The 15,631-nt window shown below is 67.0% G+C and carries 12 protein-coding genes; all 12 read right to left on the reverse strand.

Annotated features, from left to right (window positions below):
- Nucleotides 1-79: 79 nt before the first annotated feature.
- On the reverse strand, nucleotides 80-2,866 hold the full coding sequence (locus AB0J29_RS08685) for a hypothetical protein (protein WP_364781791.1): 2,787 nt from the start codon (nucleotides 2,864-2,866) through the stop codon (nucleotides 80-82).
- Nucleotides 2,867-2,936: 70 nt separating this feature from the next.
- Nucleotides 2,937-4,148, reverse strand: coding sequence for a methionine adenosyltransferase (gene metK, locus AB0J29_RS08690; RefSeq protein WP_364781483.1), 1,212 nt, complete (start codon nucleotides 4,146-4,148; stop codon nucleotides 2,937-2,939).
- Between the two features lie 284 nt (nucleotides 4,149-4,432).
- Nucleotides 4,433-5,656 (reverse strand): bifunctional phosphopantothenoylcysteine decarboxylase/phosphopantothenate--cysteine ligase CoaBC, encoded by a 1,224-nt coding sequence (coaBC, locus tag AB0J29_RS08695; protein ID WP_364781486.1) that lies wholly within the window; start codon nucleotides 5,654-5,656, stop codon nucleotides 4,433-4,435.
- 25 nt (nucleotides 5,657-5,681) lie between these two features.
- On the reverse strand, nucleotides 5,682-5,948 hold the full coding sequence (rpoZ, locus tag AB0J29_RS08700) for a DNA-directed RNA polymerase subunit omega (RefSeq protein WP_174415097.1): 267 nt from the start codon (nucleotides 5,946-5,948) through the stop codon (nucleotides 5,682-5,684).
- A gap of 73 nt (nucleotides 5,949-6,021) precedes the next feature.
- Nucleotides 6,022-6,606, reverse strand: a complete 585-nt coding sequence (gene gmk / locus AB0J29_RS08705) for a guanylate kinase (RefSeq protein ID WP_364781489.1) — start codon at nucleotides 6,604-6,606, stop codon at nucleotides 6,022-6,024.
- A gap of 8 nt (nucleotides 6,607-6,614) precedes the next feature.
- Complete coding sequence (mihF, locus tag AB0J29_RS08710; protein WP_040692163.1) at nucleotides 6,615-6,932, reverse strand: integration host factor, actinobacterial type; 318 nt, start codon at nucleotides 6,930-6,932, stop codon at nucleotides 6,615-6,617.
- Nucleotides 6,933-7,593: 661 nt separating this feature from the next.
- Nucleotides 7,594-8,418 (reverse strand): orotidine-5'-phosphate decarboxylase, encoded by an 825-nt coding sequence (pyrF, locus tag AB0J29_RS08715; protein WP_364781492.1) that lies wholly within the window; start codon nucleotides 8,416-8,418, stop codon nucleotides 7,594-7,596.
- A gap of 16 nt (nucleotides 8,419-8,434) precedes the next feature.
- Nucleotides 8,435-11,746: a carbamoyl-phosphate synthase large subunit gene (gene carB, locus AB0J29_RS08720; protein WP_364781495.1), complete on the reverse strand. Its 3,312-nt coding sequence runs from the start codon at nucleotides 11,744-11,746 to the stop codon at nucleotides 8,435-8,437.
- On the reverse strand, nucleotides 11,746-12,861 hold the full coding sequence (carA, locus tag AB0J29_RS08725; protein WP_364781498.1) for a glutamine-hydrolyzing carbamoyl-phosphate synthase small subunit: 1,116 nt from the start codon (nucleotides 12,859-12,861) through the stop codon (nucleotides 11,746-11,748). Before carA ends, carB begins: the two co-directional genes overlap by 1 nt.
- Nucleotides 12,858-13,355, reverse strand: a complete 498-nt coding sequence (locus AB0J29_RS08730; protein WP_364781501.1) for a transporter — start codon at nucleotides 13,353-13,355, stop codon at nucleotides 12,858-12,860. Before AB0J29_RS08730 ends, carA begins: the two co-directional genes overlap by 4 nt.
- A complete protein-coding gene (locus AB0J29_RS08735) occupies nucleotides 13,356-14,651 on the reverse strand; it encodes a dihydroorotase (protein WP_364781504.1) in 1,296 nt (431 codons plus the stop codon).
- Nucleotides 14,648-15,604 carry an aspartate carbamoyltransferase catalytic subunit gene (locus tag AB0J29_RS08740; RefSeq protein ID WP_364781507.1) on the reverse strand — a complete coding sequence of 319 codons (957 nt, stop codon included), beginning with the start codon at nucleotides 15,602-15,604 and terminating at the stop codon, nucleotides 14,648-14,650. Before AB0J29_RS08740 ends, AB0J29_RS08735 begins: the two co-directional genes overlap by 4 nt.
- Nucleotides 15,605-15,631: the final 27 nt, after the last annotated feature.

The raw sequence follows: 15,631 nt of genomic DNA on the forward strand, positions 1-15,631 counted from the left end.
ACAGCACGCACCAGACCACGATCGGCCAGCACAAGTCGGCACGTCGCGACAATGTTCGCAGCGAATGGCGGGGCGAGTATCAGCCGATATCGACCGGATCGATTTGGACGCGGAGTGGGGCATCGGAGCGGTGGGTACTGCGGATGGCCTGCGCGGCGGTGAGGGCGCGGGCCAGAGCGGCACCGGAAGTGCGGTGCACGCGCAGGAGCATGCGTTCGACCTCGGCAGGGGTATCGCCGCTGTCGAAGGGTTTGCGGGCGCCGGGTGGGAGTGGTACCGGGCCCAGGATGTCGACGTTATCCGGAAGCTTTGCCGCGGACAGCAATTCGGCGATGGAATCGGAAGTGCCATCGATGGCGGCCATGCGGACGGCGGGCGGAAAGCCGACCTCGGCGCGGCCCGCCGCCTCGGCGCGAGCATGGCCGACTGGATCCCAGCGCAGCAATGCCTGCACGGTCGGTAGCGAAGGTTCGGCCATGACGATCACTTGGCCGTGGGTGCGGACCAGGGTGGCGGCAGACATCCAGCGGCGCAGCGTGTCCTCGGCGGCCCGCAGGTCGGCGCGGCTGAGCAGCGCCCAACCGTCGAGCAGCAGGGCGACACCGTAACCGCCGGGCAGCACCGGTTCGGCTCCGACGGTCGCGACGATCACCTGCGGGCCGGGTTCCACCGTATCGAGAATCGCGCCGCCGCTCGACCCGCGGATCGGCACGCCGGGAAATGCGCGGCCGAGTTCCTCGGCGGTGCGGGCCGCACCGATCACCACCGCGCGTAAGGCCCTGGAAGCACAGGCGGGACAACGGAATGCGGCCTCGGTGATACCACACCACCGGCACACCGGACTGTGCGCGGTCTCACCGCGGTGCCCCGCACGCCCATCCGGCAGGGCAAGTGGCCCGTTGCAGCGCCGACATCGAGCTGGCGTTCGGCATTTCGCGCAGGCGAGCGCCGGAATGTACCCGCGCCGCGGCACCTGCACCAGCACCGCGGCCCCCTCCGCGAGTGCCGATCGCGCGGCGGCATATCCCACAGCGGGTATGCGCACCGCCCGCGCGACGGGATCGCGTTCCATCGCGATATCGGAGTCACCCGGAGCACTGATGCGCGGGGAAAACTTCCGTACCACAGCCCGATCGGCGAGCAGATCATGCGCCCACCCCGAATCGACCACCGCCTGGATCTCCGCCGTCCGCGCGAATCCGGCCGCTACGAACGCCGCCCCGGTCTCGTGCGCCCGCAGCATCGCGACCTCGCGCGCATGCGGATACGGCGCCCGCGGCTCGGCATAGGTGTCGTCCCCGTCATCCCAGATGGCGATCAACCCGAGATCAACGGCGGGCGCGAAAACCGCACTGCGCGTCCCCACGATCACCCGCGCGGTCCCCCGCAACGCCGCCAACCACCGCCGATACCGCGCGGCCGGACCCAACCCCGCCGCCAACCCGACCGCCGAATCCCCCACCAGCCGAACACATTCCGTCAGTACCCGATCCAGGTCCCGCTGATCCGGCACCATCAGAATCGCGCTGCGCCCCTGCCCCGCCACCACCGCGGCCAATTCCGCCAACCGCCGCGCCCAGTCCTCCCCCGGTACCGCCTGCCAACCCGCCCGCACCCCCTTTCCCTGCCCCAATGCGGACACAAATGCCGCCCCATGGACATACCGCTCCCACGGACCGACATCGACCCTGCCCGGCACGGCCCGCGCGCCGCCCGAATCAGTCAACGCCGCAGCGACATTCGCCGATTTCGCGGATTCGGCTGCAACGGCACCGCGCAGATCTGCTGGTATACCACCACCCTCCGGCTCCGCATCCCCGACCGCGCCGCTGGTAGCGACAGAGCCGGCGCCGGCTCGCATGGGCGACATCACGACACCCGAATTCGCCACCGATTCAACGGGATCCGTCGGCGGCGGCTCCGATCCGGCAGCCGCATCTGTCACATGATCGGTGTATCGCGATGCCACCGGAGCGGTATGGGGACGATCGCCTGCCACGTCGACCGCCCCACTCACCGTCCGCATATCGGGCGAACCAGCTGGCGCCGCCGCGGCATCCACGGATGCAGCGGACTCGACGGAGTCCGCCCGCCGCACGGGAGCACCCGCGGTCAGCATGTCAGGCGAATCAGCCAGCGCCACCGCAGCATTCAGAGTTGCAGAAGGAGCGACGGAGTCGGCAGGCGCCGCTGCCGAGTCATTCGGTATACCCGGTGATCCCGACATGAACGAGGCACTATGCGGATGGCCAACTACCGGAGCGTCGGGTCGGGCAACGGCGGATGATGAATCAGCCACGGATGCAACCGGTTCCGCCGCGGAATTGTCGGCGAGATCGCTATCGAGGGGTGCGCGCAAGGTGCCGGACGCGACGACTCGCCCGCGCGAAGGTGTGACCGCCTCGGCTGTTCGACTCACAGACCTGCCCGGACCGCCGTCCGCCGAATCGGTCGAATCATCCTGTGGTTCTTTGGATTCGGCCGATTTCTTCGAGCCGCCGCTCTCGGTGCGGGCGTGCCGGGGCGGGATGGCCAGGCGCAGGACGTCCGCGCGGGTGCCCGCGTAGCGGGCGGCCACGGCAGTGGCCAGCTGCAAGATTTCCGGGGTCAGGACGCGTTCGGCGGAGACCACGCGTTCGAGTTCGACCATTTTGCCGGTGTGGTCGCTGTGCGACAGGCGGGCCAGAATGTAGCCGTCGACGAGGCGGCCCGCGAAGCGAACCCGGACTCGCACGCCCGGCTGGGCGATCTCCGCCAACTCCGGCGGCACCACATAGTCGAAGTCGCGGTCCAGGTGCGCAGGCGACAACAGCGGGAGCACCCGTGCGATCGGGCGTCCCGCTGCTGTCGAATCGTGCGTCGCCATGACTCCGGCACCGGCGGCAGCCATGGCGGAGAGGTCCGCTGCGGGTTGATGCACGCGGGTCCCGATATGCCTACAGGCCGACGGCCGCGCGCAGCTTGTCCGCCCGGTCGGTGTGCTCCCAGGGCAGGTCGACGTCGGTGCGGCCGAAGTGGCCGTATGCGGCGGTCGGCGCGTAGATCGGGCGCAGCAGGTCGAGGTCGCGGATGATCGCGCCGGGGCGCAGATCGAAGACCTCGGTGATGGCAGTGGCGATGCGCGCCGGATCGACCTTCTCGGTGCCGAAGGTTTCGACGAACAGACCGACCGGTGCGGCCTTGCCGATGGCGTAGGCGACCTGGACCTCGACCCGGTCGGCCAGTCCGGCCGCGACGACATTCTTGGCGACCCAGCGCATGGCGTAGGCGCCCGAGCGGTCCACCTTCGACGGATCCTTACCGGAGAACGCGCCACCACCGTGGCGCGCCATGCCGCCGTAGGTGTCGACGATGATCTTGCGCCCGGTCAGGCCCGCATCGCCCATGGGACCACCGAGGACGAATTTGCCGGTCGGGTTGACCAGCAATCGGACGTCGGAGGTGTCCAGGGTGGGCAGCGCGAGATCGGCGAGCACCGAATCGACAACCTTCTCGCGGATATCGGGAGCGAGCAGATTATCCAGGTCGATGTCGGCGGCGTGCTGGGTGGAGATGACGACCGTGTCGAGGCGGACCGGGCGGTCGCCGTCGTATTCGATGGTCACCTGGGTCTTGCCGTCCGGACGCAGGTACGGGAGCACACCCGACTTGCGGACATCGGTCAACCGACGCGAAAGCCGGTGCGCGAGTGCGATCGGCAGCGGCATCAGCTCGGGGGTGTCGGTGTTGGCGTAGCCGAACATCAGGCCCTGGTCGCCCGCGCCCTGCCGCTCGATCTCGTCATCCGATCCGGCGGTGCGCGCCTCGTGCGAAGTGTCGACACCCTGCGCGATATCCGGCGACTGCGCGCCGATCGCAATATTCACACCGCAGGAATTTCCGTCGAATCCCTTGGCGGACGAGTCGTATCCGATTTCCAAAACCTTTTCGCGGACGATTTTCGGAATATCCGCATAAGCCGATGTGGTGACCTCACCCGCGACGTGGACCTGGCCGGTGGTCACGAGGGTTTCCACCGCGACCCGGCTGCGCGGATCCGCCGCGAGCAGTGCGTCGAGGATGGAATCGCTGATGGCGTCACAGATCTTGTCCGGATGACCTTCGGTCACGGACTCACTGGTGAAAAGGCGGCTGCCAGACGTGGGCACAGTTCTTCCCTCTCCCTCAACGGGTTATTCGTATCGGATTGTGACGGTAACGCGATGCGGTCACCACACAATCCTTCATTCAGACTATTCCAAACCACCGACACGACGGGGTTGACGACAGGCAACTGTCTCAGACTATTGAAATCCGTCGACATATCGGGCCGGGGCTCCAGCCTCCAACACATCGACCAGTCCGGGTTGCGGTGACACCAGCCTAACCATCACTCGGCGGTGGATCCACCGGACACTCTCGATGCACAGCAAACCAAGCGCCGCAACGGGTCTCAGCGCAGCAGCAGACCGAGCGCGTCCAGCACCCGGCTCGCGAGCAATGCCTTCGATCCATGGTCGAGCGCCTGTTCGGTGCCGTCGGCACCGAGTAGCCAGCCGTCATTGGTGTCGACCTCGAAGGCCTTACCCTCGCCGACCGCGTTCACAACCAGCAGATCACAGCCCTTGCGCGCCAATTTGGCCCGCGCGTGCGTGAGCACATCGCCATGCTCGTCACCGGTTTCGGCGGCGAAGCCGACGATCGCGGTTCCGGGTAGCTGACCGTCACGCCGCGCCTGGACCAGTCCGGCCAGAATATCGTCGGTCTTGGTCAGCGGGATCACGTCGGGCTCGTGCGCACCCTTCTTGATCTTGGCCGCGGCCACGGTGGTCGGCCGGAAGTCGGCCACGGCCGCGGCCATGATCACTGCGTCCGCGCCGACCGCATGCTTCTCGACAGCGGTCTTGAGCTGTTCGGCGGTGGTGATGTGCACCAGGTCGACGGCGGCGGGAGCGGCCATCTCGATCGTATTGCCCGCGATCAAGGTGACATGGGCGCCGCGCTGCGCGGCAACCCTGGCCAAGGCGTAGCCCTGCTTGCCCGAGCTGCGATTGCCGAGAAAGCGCACCGGATCCAGCGGTTCCCTGGTGCCGCCCGCGGTGATCACCACCCGACGGCCCGTCAGATCACGCGGGATGGCGTCGGCGCGTTCCAGCAGCAGCGTCGCCAGCCCGAAGATCTCCTCGGGCTCGGGCAACCGGCCGGGCCCCGTATCGGTGCCGGTCAACCGGCCCGACGCGGGTTCCATGACGATCGCACCGTGCGCGCGCAGCGTCGCGACATTGGCGACGGTGGCCGGATGCTCCCACATCTCGGTGTGCATCGCGGGCGCGAACAACACCGGACATCGGGCCGTCAGCAAGGTGGCGGTGAGTAGATCGTCGGCGCGGCCCTGTGCGGCACGCGCCATCAGATCGGCGGTCGCCGGGGCGATGACCACAAGGTCCGCCTCCTGGCCCAACCGCACATGCGGCACCTCGGGCACATCGGTGAATACATCGGTGTGCACCGGGTTCCCGGACAGCGCTTCGAAGGTTGCCTTGCCGACGAACTGCAGCGCCGACTCGGTGGGGATCACCCGTACCTGGTGCCCGGTCTCGGTGAACCGGCGCACGATCGAACAGGCCTTGTAGGCGGCGATCCCTCCGCCGACGCCGACGACGATCCGTGTGGTCACTACGCCTCCGGCCTAGATGTGGTTGTTACTCGCCTTCGGAGTGCTCGAGCAGGTCGGAGTGGATCTCACGCATCGCGACCGACAGCGGCTTCTCCTGCAGACCGGGCTCGACCAGCGGGCCGACATATTCGAGAATGCCGTCGCCGAGCTGGTTGTAGTAGTCGTTGATCTGACGGGCCCGCTTGGCCGCGTAGATCACCAGCGCGTACTTGGACGAGGTGCGCTCGAGCAACTCGTCGATCGGCGGGTTGGTGAGGCCGACCGGAGTGTCGTATGCGGGCGCGGGCTTGATGTCCGTACTGCTCACTGAGAGGGCTCCTGCGGGGATCGGTTCTTCGGGTTGGGTAGTTTTCCGAGAGTGCGGGTCACGAACTCGAATTTGTGCTAACGAACAACGATACCAACTGCTCACAGGCGCTGGTCACCTCGTCGTTCACTATGACGATGTCGAACTCGTCACAGGCCGCCAATTCGGTCCTGGCCGTCTCCAACCTGCGGGCGATCACCTCGGGCGATTCGGTACCCCGCGCGGTCAGCCGGGAAACCAATTCCTCCCAGCTGGGCGGGGCGAGAAATACCAGCAGCGCATCCGGCATGGCCTCGCGCACCGACCGCGCGCCCTCGAGGTCCACCTCGACGAGCACCGGCAGCCCGGCGACGAGTGCGTCACGCACCGGTTGCGCCGGAGTGCCCGAGCGCTGCAGTCCCCCGTGGATATCGGCCCACTCGAGGAGTTCACCCGCCGCGATCATGGCGTCGAACTCCTCCCGGGACACGAACCGGTAGTCGCGGCCGTCGATCTCCCCGGGCCGGGGGGCCCGGGTTGTCGCCGACACGCTGAAGACCAGTTGGGGCAGTCGCTCGCGGACGCAACGGACCACGGTCGACTTGCCCACGGCCGAGGGGCCGACCAGTACTACCAGTCGACCCTTCCGCGTGTGTTGGACCACCTCGGTGGTCAGGCGAAGTCGAATCGGGCGAGCAGCGCCTTGCGCTGCCGATCACCCAGTCCGCGCAGCCGCCGGGTGGGGGCGATCTCCAGCTCGCTCATGATCTCCGCCGCCTTGACCTTGCCCACCTTGGGCAGGGCCTCCAGCAGCGCCGACACCTTCATCTTGCCGAGGATCTCGTCGGATTCGGCATCGGTGAGGACCTGCTTCAGGTCGGTGCCGCCACGCTTCAGGCGCTCCTTGAGCTCCGCCCGAGCACGGCGAGCGGCAGCCGCCTTCTCCAAAGCAGCGGCGCGCTGCTCGTCAGTCAGCTGGGGAAGGGCCACGGTTCCTCCGTCTCATCGTTCATTGCATCAACTCCTGCCGGTAACCCAGCAGTCTCAGCGACCGTACCCACGACGTTGCCCGATTGCGAACCCACCCCCCAGGTCAGCGCATGATTCGCCGGTGTCGTAGGGGTGGTACCGGCGGGATGCGCACAGCGCGTCGATCGCTGCGGTGATCCTACCGCCGATATCTTGAAATGCCCCGCGAGCAGGGCTTTTCCATACCGAAAGCGGGTTAGCCGGGCAATTGCGGCGACAACTCGCATCGTGCCAGCAACCGGTAACCTGTCCGACCTGGAATTCTCACGGATTTTTCCGCGTGTCGCGTTGTTCTTGCGCGTGTCGGAGGCGAGAAATCACTGATTTCGGCCCTTCGTACCTGCCGGAGCGACGCCGGGCCGGTGAACAGCCACGAAATCCCGGCATTCGCCGCGATCTCAGCGCGGCAAGCACCAACGGCACTCTGTGCCGGTCCAGTTCGCTCCGTAATCGATCAGGACACCGCCGCGGCCATCGGTGTGCCGGATGGCAGGGAAATCGGCGCAGCGGGCCGCACAGCTGTTCGATATGACACGTCATGCCCGTTCAACGGGACCTCCCCCGTCCCGAAACGCGAAATGGACCGACGCCGAAACGCCGGTCCACCGCAATCATCACCACTTCATCGCCGCAGGAACGCGAATTCCTCCTGCAGCGCGCTCACCTTGGCACGCAGTGCCGAGACGGAAGGACCGACACCGAGCACCTCGCGCGAAGCCGTCGGCACCGCGGCGTGCAACAACTCCTGCGGCACCAGTTCACGCACCGTTTCCGGACCACCACCCTGCGCTCCGACGCCCGGCAACAGGATCGGGCCGTTGAGTCCCGCGAGCTCCGGCGCCTCGGTGAGGGTGGCCCCGAGCACGATGCCGACCGAGCCGAATTCCTGGCCCGCATTGCACTGCGCCGCCGCGTCGACCATGGTTTGGGCGATCGTGCGACCGTCCGCCGCCAACGCCCGCTGCACCAGTGCACCTTCGGGGTTCGACGTGGCAGCGAGTACGAAGACGCCGCGGCCGTTCGCCTCCGCCAGCGTCAAAGCCGGTGCGAGCGAACCGAATCCGAGATACGGCGAGAGCGTCAACGCATCCGAGCCGAGCGGTCCGTCGCCCAGCCAGGCGCGGGCGTAGGCGTTCATGGTCGAGCCGATATCGCCGCGCTTGGCATCGGCGAGCACCAGGGTGCCCGAGTCGCGCAGCACCTCGATGGTGCGCTCCAGCACCGCGATACCGCCGGAACCGTGCGCCTCGAAGAAGGCGGCCTGCGGTTTGATCAGCGCGACCCGGCCGTCGAAGGCCTCGACGCAGATCTCGGCGAATGCCTCGACACCACCGACATCGTCGGTGAGGCCCCACGATTCGAGCAGGCCGGGATGCGGATCGATGCCGACGCACAGTGGCCCGAAGTGCCGCATTGCGTGCTGTAATCGGGCACCGAACGTTTTCATCACACCGCCTCCATGGTCACCCACGCAGCACCGAATGCAGTTCCTGCAGCGAACGCACCCCGATGCCGCCGTTGATACTCGCCTCGATGCCCTGCACCGCCGCGGCCGCACCCTGCACCGTGGTGATGCACGGAATGTTGACCCCGACCGCCGCCGTGCGGATCTCGTAGCCGTCCACACGCGGCCCGGAATTGCCGTACGGGGTGTTGAACACCATGTCGACCTCGCCATCGCGGATCTGCTCCACGATGGTCGGCTGGTCGGCTGGACCGTCCTCGGAATGCTTGCGCACTTGTTCGCACGGAATTCCGTTGCGGCGCAGCATTTCCGCGGTGCCCTCGGTGGCCAGGATGCGGAAGCCGAGATCGTTGAGGCGCTTGACCGGGAACACCATGGCGCGCTTGTCCCGGTTGGCGATCGAGACGAAGACGGTGCCCTCCGTCGGCAGCGAACCATAGGCCGCGGCCTGGCTCTTGGCGAAGGCCGTGCCGAAATCGGCGTCGATGCCCATGACCTCACCGGTGGACTTCATCTCCGGCGAGAGCAGCGAATCCACACCGCTGCCGTCGGCCTTGCGGAACCGGTGGAACGGCAGCACCGCCTCCTTCACCGCGACCGGTGCGTCGAGCGGCACGTGACCACCGTCGCCCTCGGCGGGCAGCATGCCCTCCTTGCGCAGTTCGGCGATGGTTGCGCCCATGGTGATCCGCGCGGCCGCCTTGGCCAGCGGTACCGCGGTGGCTTTCGAGACGAAAGGAACCGTCCGGCTCGCCCGTGGATTCGCCTCGAGTACGTACAGCACATCGTCCTTGAGCGCGTACTGCACATTGAGCAGGCCCTTGACACCGATGCCCTTGGCCAGCGCGATGGTGGAGCGGCGCACCGCCTCGATATCGCTGCGGCCCAAGGTGATCGGCGGCAGCGCGCAGGCGGAGTCGCCGGAGTGGATGCCCGCCTCTTCGATATGCTCCATCACACCGCCCAGGTAGACCTCGTCACCATCGCAGAGCGCGTCCACGTCGATCTCGATAGCATCTTCCAGGAAGCGGTCGACCAGTACCGGATGTTCCGGACTGAGTTCGGTGGCCCGGGAGATATAGCCCTCCAGTGAGGCCTCGTCGTAGACGATTTCCATACCGCGTCCGCCGAGCACGTAGGAGGGGCGCACCAGTACCGGATAGCCGATGCCCGCGGCGATCTTCTTGGCCTGCGCGAAGGTGGTCGCGGTGCCGTACTTCGGCGCGGGCAGGCCGGCGGCCACCAGGACGTCACCGAACTCGCCGCGATCCTCGGCCAGATCGATCGCGGCGGCACTGGTGCCGACCACCGGCACACCGGCATCGGTGAGGCGCTGTGCCAGCCCCAGCGGGGTCTGCCCGCCGAGCTGCACTATCACACCGGCGACCGTGCCCGACTCGGTTTCGGCGTGGTAGACCTCCAGCACATCCTCGAAGGTCAGCGGCTCGAAGTAGAGGCGGTCGGCGGTGTCGTAGTCGGTGGAGACGGTCTCCGGATTGCAGTTGACCATGACGGTCTCGTATCCGGCCTGCGAAAGCGTCTGCGCCGCATGGACACACGAGTAGTCGAACTCGATGCCCTGGCCGATCCGGTTCGGCCCGGAACCGAGGATGATCACCTTGTCCCGTTCGCGCTGCGGCAAGACCTCCGACTCTGTGCCCTCGAAATCGAGCTCGTAGGCCGAGTAGTGGTACGGGGTTTTGGCCTCGAACTCCGCGGCGCAGGTGTCGACGGTCTTGAAGACCGGACGGATACCGAGCCGGTGCCGCAGTGCGCGCACGCCGGTCTCACCCGCCAATTCCGGTCGCAGCGCGGCGATCTGGCGATCGGAGAGGCCGTAATGCTTGGCGCGGCGCAGCAGCGGCTCGTCGAGCACGGGTGCGTCGATGACCTCCCGGCGCAGCTCGACCAGTCCGGCCACCTCGGCGACGAACCAGGGGTCGATGCCGGAGGCCGACGCGACGTCTTCGATGCTCGCGCCCAGGCGCAGCGCGCGCTCCACCTGGTAGATGCGCCCCTCCGTCGGGGTACGCAGATCTGCCAGGACGGCCTCGGCATCGGTCCATGTGCCGTCGTCCTGGGTCCAGAAGCCCGCGGCCTTGGTTTCCAGCGAGCGCAGCACCTTGCCGAGCGCCTCGGCGAAGTTGCGACCCAACGACATCGCCTCGCCGACCGACTTCATGGTGGTGGTCAGCGTGGCGTCGGCGCCGGGGAACTTCTCGAAGGCGAAGCGCGGCGCCTTGACCACCACATAGTCCAGGGTCGGCTCGAAACAGGCCGGAGTTTCCTTGGTGATGTCGTTGACGATCTCGTCCAAGGTGTAGCCGATGGCCAACTTGGCGGCGATCTTGGCGATCGGGAAACCCGTCGCCTTGGAGGCCAATGCGGACGAACGCGAGACGCGCGGATTCATCTCGATGACGATCAGGCGGCCGTCACGCGGATTCACCGCGAACTGGATATTGCAGCCGCCGGTGTCGACGCCGACCTCGCGCAAGATATCAATACCGAGGTCGCGCAGCCGCTGGTATTCGCGGTCGGTGAGGGTCATGGCGGGTGCGACGGTGACCGAATCACCGGTGTGCACACCCATCGGGTCCACATTCTCGATCGAGCAGACCACCACGACATTGTCGCGGCCGTCGCGCATCAGCTCGAGTTCGTATTCCTTCCAACCCAGGATGGATTCCTCGATGAGCACATTGGCCGTCGGCGAGGCGGCCAGGCCGCCGCCGGCGATGCGATCCAGGTCCTCGTTGTTGTAGGCCATCCCGGAGCCAAGGCCGCCCATCGTGAACGACGGCCGCACGACCACCGGAAAGCCCAGTTCCGCAACGGTTTCGCGGACCTCGTCCATGGTGTGGCAGACCTTGGAGCGCGCGCTCTCGCCGCCGACCTTGGCGACGATGTCCTTGAACTTCTGCCGGTCCTCACCGCGCTGGATGGCCTCGAAGTCGGCGCCGATCAGCTCGACGTTGTACTTCTGCAGCACACCGCGCTCGTGCAGGGCGACCGCGGTATTCAGTGCCGTCTGCCCGCCGAGGGTGGCGAGAATGGCGTCGGGGCGCTCCTTTTCGATGACCTTCTCGACGAATTCCGGGGTAATCGGTTCCACATAGGTGGAATCGGCGAATTCCGGATCGGTCATGATGGTCGCCGGGTTGGAGTTCACCAGCGATACCCGCAGGCCCTCGGCCCGCAGCACCCGGCACGCCTGGGTGCCGGAATAGTCGAATTCGCAGGCCTGGCCGATGACGATCGGGCCGGAGCCGATCACCAGGATGTGCTTCAGATCCTCGCGGCGAGGCATCAGGCTCCTTCCATGAGACCGGCGAAACGGTCGAAGAGATAGGCGGCGTCATGGGGTCCGGCGGCGGCCTCCGGGTGGTACTGCACCGAGAATGCGCGGCCGTCGACCAGGCGTACGCCCTCGACGGTGCCGTCGTTGGCGCAGACGTGGCTGACCTCGGCCTTGCCGAACGGGGTGTCGAACTGTTCGCCCTGTTCGCCCTCCAGCGCGAAGCCGTGGTTTTGCGCGGTGATCGAGATCCGGCCGGTCTCGTGTTCGACGACCGGGATATTGATGCCGCGGTGGCCGAACTTCATCTTGTAGGTCTTGCGGCCCAAGGCGCGGCCGAGGATCTGATTGCCGAAGCAGATGCCGAACAGCGGCAGCCCCTGCTCCAGCACACCCTGGGTGATGGCGACCGCGCCGTCCTGGGTGGCTGGGTCGCCCGGACCGTTGGACAGGAAGACACCGTCCGGCTTCAGCTCCAGGATCTGGTCGAGCGAGACGGTCGACGGCACCACATGCACCCGCATGCCGCGCTGGGCGAACATGCGCGGGGTATTGGTCTTGATGCCGAGGTCGACCGCGACGACGGTGAAGCGCGGGTCGCCGTTCGGTTCGATCGTGTACAGCGCGTTGGTGCTGACCTCTTCGGCCAGATCCGCGCCGAGCATCGAGGGCTGTCCGTTGACCCGGGCCAGCAGTTCGTCGGCCTCGGCGAGCGCCGAACCCGAGAAGATGCCCGCCTTCATCGAACCGCGGGTGCGCAGGTGGCGTACCAGCGCGCGGGTGTCGATACCCGCGATGCCGACGATCCGCTGGCGGTCCAACTGGTCCTGCAGAGTGCCGCTCGAGCGCCAGTTCGACGCGACGCGCGAGGCGTCGCGGACCGCGTATCCGGCGACCCAGATCTTGCCGGATTCGTCATCCTCGTCGTTCCAGCCGGTATTGCCGATCTGCGGGGCCGTGGCCACCACGATCTGGCGGTGGTAGCTGGGGTCGGTGAGGGTCTCCTGGTACCCGGTCATCGCGGTGCAGAACACCGCCTCACCGAGTGTTTCGCCGACGGCGCCGAAGGCCGTGCCGCGGAAAACCCGGCCGTCCTCCAGTACCAACGCTGCTACTTCTTGTTTCATCCCTCGTCGTCTCCCGTCATCGTCCTGGCCCACGCCGGGTACACCGTCTTGTCGTCACCTCGGAAACCGGTATCTATCTCGGTTCCGGTCGGCAGCTTCCAGCGAATTACCAGCACACCATCTTCGGTCATCACCTTGCCCGCATGTCCGCGTTCGGTCCGCACCGCGGTAATGGATTCATGCGGAATCCAGATCACCGTCGCACCGTCGCGCTCGAGCAGAATCCCCCGTTCGAACCGCGTGAGTTCCGCCGTGGCCCGGAAACCCAAGTCGCCTACCGCGATTCGGTCCTGCCAGCTGGGTGCGATGGTGCTGCCGAGATACACTCCGGTGGTCGGCTCGAGCACCTGAGCACCGAGATCACCCGGCACATGCGGTAGTTCGCCGATCCGTGCCGCCTGCCGCGCGGCACGATTCTGCCAACCTCGGTACATCAACCAGATGCACAAGGCGAACAGTGCGAGCAGTCCGACCACCCACAGCGTTCTTTCCACTTACGAACCTCCCACCGCCTTGCCCTCACGGGCGGTTACCCGGCCGCGGAGCAACGTCGCTGTCACCCGGGCCGGGAACGTCATGTCCTCGAACGGCGTGTTATTGGAAATGCTGGCGAGCTCCGCTGCCCGCACCGTCCAGGTCGCATCCGGATCGACCAGTGTCAGGTTGGCCGGTTCACCGACCTCGATCGGGCGGCCGTGGCCGTCGAGACCGACGATTTCGGCCGGACGCTCGCTCATCACGCGGGCCACACCGCGCCAGTCCAACAGGCCGGGTTCGACCATGGTCTGCACGATGATCGACAGCGCGGTTTCCAGCCCGAGCATACCGGGGCGGGCGGCGGCGAATTCGCAGCACTTGTCCTGTTCGGCGTGCGGGGCATGGTCGGTGGCGACACAGTCGAGGATGCCCTCGGCGAGTGCCTGCCGCAGTGCGATGGTGTCGGAGACCTCGCGCAGCGGCGGGTTCACCTTGTTGACCGCGTCGTAGGTCTCGAGGCGCGAGTCATCGAGCAGCAGATGGTGCGGGGTGACCTCGGCAGTGATCGAAATCCCCTGCGCCTTGGCCCATTTCACCAATTCGACGGTGCCGGCGGTGGATGCGTGGCAGATGTGCACGCGGGCGCCCGCGTCCCGGGCCAGCAGTGCGTCCCGGGCAACGATCGACTCCTCCGCGGCGCGCGGCCAACCGGCCAAGCCGAGGCGGGCGGCGGTCGGACCTTCGTGCGCGACAGCGCCTTTGGTCAGGCGTGGCTCCTCGGCGTGCTGGGCGATCAACACACCGAGGGAGTTCGAGTACTCCAGTGCGCGGCGCATGAGCAGCGGGTCATAGACGCAGTGGCCGTCATCGGAGAACATGCGCACCGCGCCGACGCCGGCGGCCATGGTGCCCATTTCGGCGAGCTGCTTACCTTCCAGGCCGACCGTGACCGCACCCACCGGATACACATCGACCAGGCCGATCTCCTGGCCGCGGCGCCATACATGATCGGTGACGACCACCGAATCGGCGACCGGGCTGGTATTTGCCATGGCGAAGACAGCGGTATAGCCACCGAGTGCCGCGGCGGCGGAACCGGTTTCGATGGTTTCGGTGTCCTCGCGGCCGGGTTCGCGCAGATGGGTGTGCAGATCGACGAAGCCGGGCAGCAGGATCTGACCCCGCGCGTCGATGACCTCGGCGTCGGCAATGCCCAGATCCGTTCCGATGGCGGCGATTACACCGTCGCGCACGAGCACGTCGACCGGCTCGCCCTCGCCGTACGGCCGAACACTCTTGAGCAGCAGGCTCATGCGGCAGCCTCCTGGGTACCGACCAGCAGCCGGAAGAGCACGGCCATCCGCATATGTACTCCGTTCGTCACCTGTTGCAGAACCGCCGCCTGCGAGGAATCCGCCACCGGCGAGGCGATCTCCATACCGCGCAGCATCGGCCCCGGATGCAGGACGACCGCGTTCTCGTCCAGCATTGCGAGCCTGCGCTCGGAAAGTCCGTAGTTGACCGAATATTCGCGGGCCGACGGGAAGAAACCGCCGTTCATCCGCTCTTGTTGAACCCGCAGCATCAGCACCGCATCGGCGCCGGGCAATTCGGCATCGAGCGACGCCGAGATCCGGGCGGGCCACAGATCCGCGCCGACCGGCAGCAGCGTGCGCGGCGCGACCAGCACCACCTCGGCGCCAAGGGTGTTGAGCAGGAAGACATTCGAGCGCGCGACCCGGCTGTGCAGGATATCGCCGACGATGACGATCCGCTTGCCCTCGATATCGCCGAGGCGCTGCCGCAGGGTCAGCGCGTCCAGCAGCGCCTGCGTCGGATGCTGGTGCGTGCCGTCACCGGCATTGATGATGGCTGGGCCCCGACGCCCCTCGGAAACCGCCCAGGCATCCATCCAACGCGCGATCTGATGGGCCGCACCCGAGGCCGGGTGCCGGACGATCAGCGCGTCCGCGCCTGCCGCGTGCAGAGTCAGCGCGGTATCGCGCAGTGATTCGCCCTTGGAAACCGAGGAGCTGCTCGCGCTGACATTGATCACATCGGCACTCATCCACTTGCCCGCGACCTCGAACGACACCCGGGTACGGGTGGAGTTCTCATAGAAGACCGTCATCACGGTGCGGCCGCGCAGCGTCGGCAGCTTCTTCACCTCACGGCCGAGCAGCGCCTGCTCGAAACGTTCTGCCTCGTCGAGCAATTCGGTGGCAGTGGCACGATCGAGATCGGTCACCGTCAGCAGATGCCTCACGACTCCACCTCGCTGACACTCGCTCCG

The organism is Nocardia sp. NPDC049707, from assembly GCF_040674855.1.
Taxonomy (GTDB): domain Bacteria; phylum Actinomycetota; class Actinomycetes; order Mycobacteriales; family Mycobacteriaceae; genus Nocardia.